This is a genomic window from Streptomyces sp. NPDC059080 (genome assembly GCF_042739975.1).
Taxonomy (GTDB): Bacteria; Actinomycetota; Actinomycetes; order Streptomycetales; family Streptomycetaceae; genus Streptomyces; species Streptomyces benahoarensis.
The window spans coordinates 1-8,640 of record NZ_JBHYGX010000072.1; the positions used below are offsets into that span (position 1 = coordinate 1).

The 8,640-nt window shown below is 73.3% G+C and carries 6 protein-coding genes; 3 read left to right on the forward strand and 3 right to left on the reverse strand.

The window, feature by feature from the left end; genetic code table 11:
• Positions 1 to 105: 105 nt before the first annotated feature.
• Entirely contained in the window at positions 106 to 639 is a 534-nt protein-coding gene (soxR, locus tag ACFWWQ_RS29320; RefSeq protein WP_384602260.1) for a redox-sensitive transcriptional activator SoxR, read from the forward strand.
• A gap of 73 nt (positions 640 to 712) precedes the next feature.
• On the opposite strand, the gene ACFWWQ_RS29325 is transcribed toward soxR, so the two are convergent.
• Together ACFWWQ_RS29325 and ACFWWQ_RS29330 are read right to left on the reverse strand one after the other, a co-directional pair.
• Positions 713 to 2,152: an amidase gene (locus ACFWWQ_RS29325; RefSeq protein WP_384602262.1), complete on the reverse strand. Its 1,440-nt coding sequence runs from the start codon at positions 2,150 to 2,152 to the stop codon at positions 713 to 715.
• A gap of 333 nt (positions 2,153 to 2,485) precedes the next feature.
• Entirely contained in the window at positions 2,486 to 3,151 is a 666-nt protein-coding gene (locus ACFWWQ_RS29330) for a hypothetical protein (RefSeq protein ID WP_384602263.1), read from the reverse strand.
• Between the two features lie 226 nt (positions 3,152 to 3,377).
• Between ACFWWQ_RS29330 and ACFWWQ_RS29335 the strand changes: the two genes are divergently transcribed.
• Positions 3,378 to 6,194 carry a penicillin acylase family protein gene (locus ACFWWQ_RS29335; protein ID WP_384602265.1) on the forward strand — a complete coding sequence of 939 codons (2,817 nt, stop codon included), beginning with the start codon at positions 3,378 to 3,380 and terminating at the stop codon, positions 6,192 to 6,194.
• A gap of 147 nt (positions 6,195 to 6,341) precedes the next feature.
• Here ACFWWQ_RS29335 and ACFWWQ_RS29340 read toward each other — a convergent pair whose 3' ends face one another.
• Entirely contained in the window at positions 6,342 to 7,619 is a 1,278-nt protein-coding gene (locus ACFWWQ_RS29340) for an exo-beta-N-acetylmuramidase NamZ domain-containing protein (RefSeq protein ID WP_384602267.1), read from the reverse strand.
• 176 nt (positions 7,620 to 7,795) lie between these two features.
• Here ACFWWQ_RS29340 and ACFWWQ_RS29345 point away from each other — a divergent pair, with 176 nt between their 5' ends.
• A complete protein-coding gene (locus ACFWWQ_RS29345) occupies positions 7,796 to 8,563 on the forward strand; it encodes an SDR family oxidoreductase (RefSeq protein ID WP_384602269.1) in 768 nt (255 codons plus the stop codon).
• Positions 8,564 to 8,640 lie beyond the last annotated feature (77 nt).

Consider the following 8,640-nt stretch of genomic DNA (forward strand, 5'->3'; position numbering starts at 1 on the left):
TGCTCAGCCGAAGGCCGCCCGCACGCACGGCAGTTACCAGTCCGAGTGATCAAGTACGAGGACTCGTTCGGGCCCTGAGGTTAAAGATCAAGCTAGTCTGGGCCCGTGCCTCAGCTTCCCTTCAAGGTCCATGAACTCACCGTCGGCCAGCTCTCCGCACGCAGCGGCGCCGCCGTCTCCGCACTGCACTTCTACGAGACCAAGGGCCTGATCAGCAGCACCCGCACGCCCGGGAACCAGCGCCGCTACACCCGCGACACCCTGCGCCGCGTCGTCTTCGTACGCGCCGCCCAGCGGGTCGGCATCCCCCTCGCCGTGATCCGCGACGCCCTCGCCGAACTCCCCGACGAACGCACCCCCACCCGCGACGACTGGGCCCGCCTCTCCGAGGCATGGCGCGCCGAACTCGACGAACGCATCGGCCAACTCGTGGACCTGCGCGACCACTTGACCGACTGCATCGGCTGCGGCTGCCTTTCCCTCGAACGCTGCGCCCTCTCCAACCCGTACGACAACCTCGGCCAACAGGGGCCGGGGGCACGCCGGCTGCGGGTGGACCGGGGGATGGCCGAGCCCGGGGCGCCCTCCGGGGACGCCGCGGGTGGCCGTGCGGACGAGGCACCGGGAGAGGTGCGGTGAGGCAACTCCCGGGCCTCGCTGTCTCCCAGGCTTCGCCGCACTCCGGCCAAGTGAAGGAAAACCCGTACCCGGACTACCACACCTCCGGCCTCCTTCCCGCCCAAGGCCGAGCGATCTCCAGCTGAGCCGACACCGATATCAACCCCGCCTCCTCCCCATACCGCCCCGCGAGCATCACGCCGACCGGCAGACCCTCGGGGGTCTGGTGCAGCGGGAGGCTGACCGCCGGTTGGCCGGTGGCGTTGTAGAGGGCGCTGAAGGGGGAGTACGCACCGATGGCGGCGAACTCCGCCTGTGGGTCGGCGTCGTTGCGCAGTTCCCCGACCTTCGGCGGCGGTGCGGCGACCGTCGGGGAGAGGAGGAGGTCGTAGCCGCCGGACGGCATCAGCGTGTCGGCGACGGTCTGGCCGAGGTGGTGCAGGGCGTAGAGGGAGCGGGCGAACTCCGGGCCGGACACCGTGGCGCCGCGCTCGCGGAGATGGCGGGTGAGCGGCATCAGCAGCTCCTCGCGGCCGGGCGGCACGGGGCGGTTCGCGGCGATCACCGACCAGACGCGGGTGAAGTCCTCCAGGAGGGAGGCGTCGGCGGGCAGGGACACCTCCTCGACGTGGTGGCCGAGGCCGCTCAGCAGCGCCGCGGTGTCGGCCACCGCCCGTCGGCACTCCTCGTGCACCTCGGCGCCCGGCACCGGCGCCCCGGCCAGGACGCCGATCCGCAGCCGCCCGGGGGCGCGCCCCACCTGCGCGGAGAACGTTGCGCCGGGCGGCAGTGCGGGCGCGGTGAACGCGTCCCCCGGCATCGGCCCGGCCAGCACGTCAAGGAGCGCCGCGGCGTCGGCGACCGTGCGGGCCAGGGGGCCGGAGGTGCTCAGGCCCGTGACGTCGTGGAGTACCGGGCCGGAACTGACCCGGCCGCGGCTGGGCTTGAGGCCGACCAGGCCGCACGCCGCGGCGGGGATACGGATCGAACCGCCGCCGTCCGAGGCATGGGCGAGCGGCGCCAGGCCCGCGGCGACGGCGGCGCCCGCCCCGCCGCTGGATCCGCCCGCCGACCGGTCGAGGTCCCACGGGGTGCGGGCGGGCGGCCCCAGCTTGTTCTCCGTGTAGCAGGGCAGGCCGAATTCGGGGGTGTTGGTCTTGCCGAGCAGGACGGTCCCGGCGGCGCGGAGCCGGGTGACGACATGGTCGTCGACGGGGGCTGTGTGGTCGTCCAGGGCGAGCGAGCCCATCGTGAAACGCACCCCGGCGACCTGGCTGAGGTCCTTCACCGGCACCGGGACGCCGTGCAGTGGTGGCAGCGGGCGGCCCTCGCGGCGGGCGGCGGTGGCGGTCCGCTCCGCCGCCGCGGCCTGCTCGCGGGCGATCTCCGGGGTGCGGGTGAGAAACGCCCCGACGGTGTCGTCGAGCCGTTCGATACGGGCGAGATAGTGCTCGGTCAGCTCGACGGGGGAGAGGTCGCCCGCGCTGATGGCGCGGGCCTGTTCGAGGGCGGTCAGATCGTGCAGCTCGGCCATGGAGGTTCCCCTTCTCGGCGGTGCCGCGGGCCCGAGTGCCGTGCGGCGTCGGCGGACGGCGGTGAAAGCGTCCGTGAGCGGTTCTGTCGGCTTCCGGGCGGTGCGGGACGGGGTTCCGCCCCGCTTCACCCGCCGGAGGCGGCGCCCGGGGAGTCGCCGGGTGCGCCGCCGTCGGATATCGGCTCCCGGGCGGCCGGGGCGGAGACCCGCGCCGCGCCCGAGGGCGACCGCCGCCAACCCTACTGCCGCGGCGATCAGTTCGGCGTTGTCAGCGGCGGGGGAGCCGTCCGGGCCCGCTGCGAAGGGCCGAACTCCGCAGGACGCAACGGCCGTTCAGGCCGCCATGGACGCCCCGAAGTGCACGCCGGGCGCCGAGGTCACCGTTCCCGCCTCGGCGGCGTGTGCCGTGCCGGACGCGTCGCGCCGGGCCGCCGCCAAGGTGCCGCGGGTCAGCAGGGCGGCCGGGGTGATCACGCCGCAGCCCGCGCAGACCGGTCCGGCGGCCCGGCGGTCCGCGTCGGCGAGCGGACGGAAGCGGGGGGAGCCGCACACCGGGCAGTCGCGCCGGGGCCGTCCGGCCTCCATCGCCGTGATGACGGTGTGCAGGACCGCCGCGAGCGGCGCCGCGGGATGCCGGTGCGGTGCCGCGCACGGCACGATCTCGCAGCCGCCCCAGGTGCGCCGGTGCCAGGCGTCGAGCGCACCGGGCTGCCGGATGCCGTCCCGCTTCTCCCGGCGGCGCCGCGCGACGCACTCCGCCTCGTACGCGAGCCACAGGGCGCGCGCCTCCTCCAGTTCGGCGAGGGCGGCCAGCAGGCGAGCCGGGTCGGGATCACGGTCCTGCGGGGTGATACCGGCCCGGGTGCACAGGTGGTGCCAGGTCGCGCGGTGCCCGTAAGGGGCGAAGCGCTCCAGGCATTTGCGCAGGGCGGTGCGGCGCCGTGTGGCGAGGAGCCGCGGATCGCGGACCTGCGCGGCGAAAGCTCTGAAACCGGCCATTTTCATCCCACCTCCGTGGGGAGGACCCGACTGGACACGGAAGGGACGCAGGGGAAGGCCGCCCGGATCCATCGAATTTTCTTGCGGATCCCCGGTGCGGGGCGGAAGGGGCTGAGGTCGTCGGGGGTGTCCGGTGAGGGATGCGAAAAGGTGACTGTTGCTCATCTTCCCGAGGAGAGGTAACCAGCGGTAACGTCCGGCCCCACCCGCCTCCCGAGGAGCAGGAATGCGACGACGTACCGGAAGGCTCAGGACCGCCGCCGCGGCAGCCCTGTTCGCCTTGGGTGCCACGCTCTTGGCACCGCCTCCCACCGCGGCCGCGGCCGACGGCCCCGATGACTCCGACTACTGCCAGGGCCAGTGCGCCGACATCCTGCCGCCGGGCGCGACGGGCAACGCGACCCTCGCCGACATCCTGGCGAGCAAGGTGTTCGGCACCCACCCCGCGCACTCCGACGACCAACTCGCCCCGTACGGCGCCCTGGCGAGCGGTTACCGGTCGCTCACCGACGACACCCTGACCGACTTCTTCAACGACTCCTCCTTCGGCGTGCCCAAGGACCAGGTCGACAAGGTCACCGCGCCGCGCGACGACGTCACCATCACCCGGGACAAGAAGACCGGCATCCCGCACATCAAGGGCACCACCCGCTACGGCACCGAGTTCGGCGCCGGATACGCCGCCGGGCAGGACCGCCTGTGGCTGATGGACCTCTTCCGGCACATCGGACGCGGTGAGCTGACCTCGTTCGCCGGCGGCGCCCTCGCCAACCAGGGCCTGGAGCAGGAGTTCTGGCCCCAGGCGCCGTACACCGAGGCCGACCTCCAGGCGCAGGTCGACCGGATCCGGGACACCAACGGCCCACGCGGCAAGCAGGCCATGGCGGACGCCCAGGCGTATGTCGACGGCATCAACACCTACCGCGAAAAGTCCAAGAACGGCCGCTACTTCCCCGGTGAGTACGTGCTCACCGGCCATGTCGACGCGATCACCAACGCCGGGGAGATCCAGCCCTTCAAGCTCACCGACCTGATCGCCCTTGCCTCCGTCGTCGGCGGGCTCTTCGGCAACGGCGGTGGCGGCGAGGTCCCGTCCGCCCTCGCACTGCTCTCCGCACAGCAGAAGTACGGCGTCGAGAAGGGCACCGCGCTCTGGGAGTCCTTCCGCGAGCGCAACGACCCCGAGGCCACCAAGACCCTCCACGACGGCCAGAGCTTCCCGTACGCGGTCAAGCCCGCCAAGGCCGAGGGCACCGCGCTGCCCGACGCCGGATCGGTCACCCCTGAGCAGCTGGTCTTCGACCGCACCGGCGCGGCGGGCGCCAAGAAGCCCGCACAGGAGCCGGTCCGGGCACCCGCCAAGTACCGCAAGCTGGAAGGGCTGTTCAAGGACGGCGTGCTGCCCAAGGGTGCCTTCGACCCGACCCAGCACCGCGGGATGTCCAACGCCCTGCTGGTCTCCGGCAAGCGCACCGCGAGCGGTCACCCCGTCGCCGTTTTCGGGCCGCAGGCCGGCTACTTCGCCCCGCAGCTGCTGATGCTCCAGGAGATCCAGGGCCCGGGCATCAGCGCCCGCGGCGCCTCCTTCGCCGGTGTCGGCATGTACGTCCAGCTGGGCCGCGGCCAGGACTACGCCTGGAGCGCCACCTCCGCCGGCCAGGACATCACCGACACCTACGCCGTCGACCTGTGCAACACGGACGGCTCCCCGGCCACCAAGGACTCGGTCGCCTACCGCTACCACGGCGAGTGTGTCCCGATGGAGAAGCTGGAGCGCACCAACTCCTGGAAGCCGACCATCGCCGATCCGACGGCCGCCGGCTCGTACCGGATGCAGATCTTCCGCACCAAGTACGGCACCGTCACCCACCGCGCCACCATCGGCGGCAAGCCCGTCGCCTACACGGCGCTGCGCTCCACCTACCGCCACGAGGCCGACTCCATCATCGGCTTCCAGATGTTCAACGACCCCTCGTACGTGCGCGACGCGGCGACGTTCCAGCAGGCCGCCCAGCACATCGGCTACGCCTTCAACTGGTTCTACGCCGACTCCCGCGACATCGCGTACTACAACAGCGGCCTCAACCCCGTCCGCAACCCGAAGGTCGACCCGGCGCTGCCCATCAAGGCGGCACCGGAGTACGAGTGGCGCGGCTTTCAGCCGGAGAACAACCTCACCGACTACACCCCGCCCGCCCAGCATCCGCAGTCGGTGAACCAGGACTACTACGTCTCCTGGAACAACAAGCAGGCCGCCGACTACGACTCGGCGGGCTTCGGCAACGGCCCGGTGCACCGCGCCGACCTCCTCGACGACCGGGTCGCGGCCCTCACCGCCGAGGGCGGCGTCACCCGCGCCTCGCTGACCCGGGCGATGTCCGAGGCCGCCGTCACCGATCTGCGCGGTGAGGACGTGCTGCCGGAGCTGCTGCGGGTGCTGCAGAGCGAGCCGGTCACCGATCCGCAGCTCAAGAAGGCGGTGCAGCAGCTCGATTCGTGGCGCCGGGACGGCTCCCAGCGCCGGGAGACCGCCGCCGGATCGCACACCTACACCCACCCCGACGCGGTCCGGCTGATGGACGCCTGGTGGCCGCTGCTGGTCAAGGGCGCCTTCGCCCCGGAGCTGGGCGGCGACCTCTACCAGGCGCTCAACGCCAACCTCGCGATCGACGAGTCGCCGTCGGCGGGCCACGGCCCGACCGGGGCGCACGCCGGATCGGCGTTCCAGTACGGCTGGTGGAGCTATGTCGACAAGGACCTGCGCTCGGTCCTGGGGGAGAAGGTGCAGGCGCCGCTGGCCCGGCCGTTCTGCGGCAAGGGCGCCCTGTCCGCCTGCCGCGGCACCCTCCTCGACACGCTGCGCGAGGCGGCCGGGAAGACGGCCGAGCAGGTCTACCCCGGCGACGACAGCTGCAAGGCCGGTGACCAGTGGTGCTCCGACGCGATCATCCACCGCGCCGTGGGCGGCCTCACCCACACCGCGATCAGCTGGCAGAACCGCCCCACCTACCAGCAGGTGGTGGAGTTCCCCGCGCACCGCTGACCCGCGGACGCACCGATGGCGGACGCCGGTCCGGGGCCCGCGCCCCGGGCCGGCGTCCGCCGTGCAGAGTGGCGCAACGTGCAGTCAACAGATGGGACGGCGTGTCCCGGACCGTGGGATGCCGGGGAGTGTCCTTCGGGTGCGCTGCTACGGATAGCGCAGGTAGCGGCGGCGTACGGCCCGGAAGCGGGCCAGGTCGTGCTGCCAGGCGGCGACGACGTCGTCCGTCCCGGCGCCCTTGTCGATCATCGTGCGGACGGTCGCGGAACCGGTCAGCCGGTCGATGCCGAGATCCGGCCGCCAGGCGAAGCCGTCCCACACCTGCCTGGCCGTCACCAGCAGCGCGATACCGGTGCGCACCGGGTCGAACGCCGCCCGGTCCGTCACGTGCAGCTGCACCCCGCCGACCGTCTTCCCCTCGAACTTCGAGAACGCGGGCGCGAAGTACGCCTCCCGGAAGCGCACACCGGGCAGGGTGAGTTCGCCGGCCGCCGCGGCCCAGCGCCGGTCGATGCCCTCCGCGCCCAGCAGCTCGAACGGCCGGGTGGTGCCGCGTCCCTCGGAGAGGTTGGTGCCCTCGAACAGGCAGGTCCCGGCGTAGACCAGCGCGGTGTCCGGGGTCGGCATGTTCGGGCTGGGCGGCACCCACGGCAGCCCGGTCGCGTCGAAGAAGTCGCCGCGCCGCCACCCGGACATCGCCACCGTCTCCAGCCGCACCGGCCGCCCCGCGTCCGCCGCCACGAACTCGCCGTTGAACAGCCACGCCAGCTCCGTCACCGTCATCCCGTGCGCCTGCGCGATCGGCTTACGGCCGACGAACGACGCGTACGCCGGATCCAGCACCGGCCCCGCCGCATCCCGCCCGGTCACCGGGTTGGGCCGGTCCAGCACCACGAACCGCTTGCCCGCCAGCGCGGCGGCCACCATGCAGTCGTAGAGCGTCCAGATGTACGTGTAGAAGCGCGCGCCGACGTCCTGGATGTCGAAGACCACGGTGTCCACCCCGGACGCGGTGAAGATCTCCGCCAGCTCCCGGCCACTCTTGCCGTACGTGTCGTACACCGGCAGCCCGGTCGCCGGATCGTCGTACCGCCCCTCGGAACCGCCCGCCTGCGCGGTGCCGCGGAAGCCGTGCTCGGGGCCGAACACCGCGCGCAGCCGCACCCGTTCGTCGGCGTGCAGCACATCGACGAGGTGGCGCAGGTCCGGGGTGACGCCGGTGGGGTTGGTGACGATGCCGACCGAGTGGCCGTCGAGGAGGCGGTAGCCGTCGGCGGCGAGCCGGTCGAAGCCGGTGCGTACCGGGCGGCGACCGGGCTCGCCCGGCGGCGCGGCGGAGGCGGTGGTGGGCGCGGCGGCGAGCGCCGCACCGGCGGCCCCGGTCGCGGCGAGACGGCCGAGCAGCAGACGTCGGGACAGGGTCATGTGCGGCCCTCCGGGAACGGTGAGCGGACAGGTCCGTACCGGGCGCACCGTAACCCGCCCGCGACCGGCGGGGAACGCGCCGGACGGTGGCGCATCCGGCTCTTCCACTGCGACATACCGACTGGTTAGTCTGCCTCCTGGGGGAGAGCCGAGCGACCCGACCGAGGAGAGCCAGCGTGGAAGCCGTACGGGACAAGGCCGTTGTCGTGACCGGGGCGGGCGGGGGGATCGGTGCCGCACTGGCCCGCCGCTTCGCCGCCGAGGGCGCCCGGGTGGTCGTCAACGACCTCGACGCGGCCAAGGCGGAGAAGACCGCCGGGGAGATCGGGGGGCTCGCCGTCCCCGGGGACGCCTCCGCGGTTGTCCCGGCCGCCCGTGAGGCGCTCGGCGGCGACATCGACATCTTCTGCGCCAACGCGGGCGTCGGCACCGGCGGGGGCCCCGGCGCCCCCGAGGAGGACTGGGCACTGGCCTGGGACGTCAACGTCATGGCGCACGTCCGCGCCGCCCGCGAGCTGCTGCCCGGCTGGCTGGCGCGCGGCGCGGGCCGCTTCGTCTCCACCGTCTCCGCCGCCGGACTCCTCACCATGATCGAGGCGGCCCCTTACAGCGTCACCAAGCACGGCGCGTACGCCTTCGCCGAATGGCTCTCGCTGACCTACCGTCACCGCGGCGTCGCGGTGCACGCCATCTGCCCGCAGGGCGTACGCACCGACATGCTCGCCGCGACCGGCGCCGCCGGGGAGCTGGTCCTCACCCCCACCGCCGTCGAGCCCGCGACCGTCGCCGACGCCCTCTTCGACGCGATGGCGGAGGACCGCTTCCTGGTCCTGCCGCACCCGGAGGTCGCCGGGTACTACACCGCACGCGCCACCGAACCGGATCGCTGGCTCGGCAGCATGAACCGCCTTCAGCAGAAGCTGGAGGAGACGGAGAACCGATAGCCGCCCCGGGCGCGCGGCCCCCCCCCCCCCCCCCCCCCCCCCCCCGCCCCCCCCCCCCCCCGCCGCCCCCCCGGGCC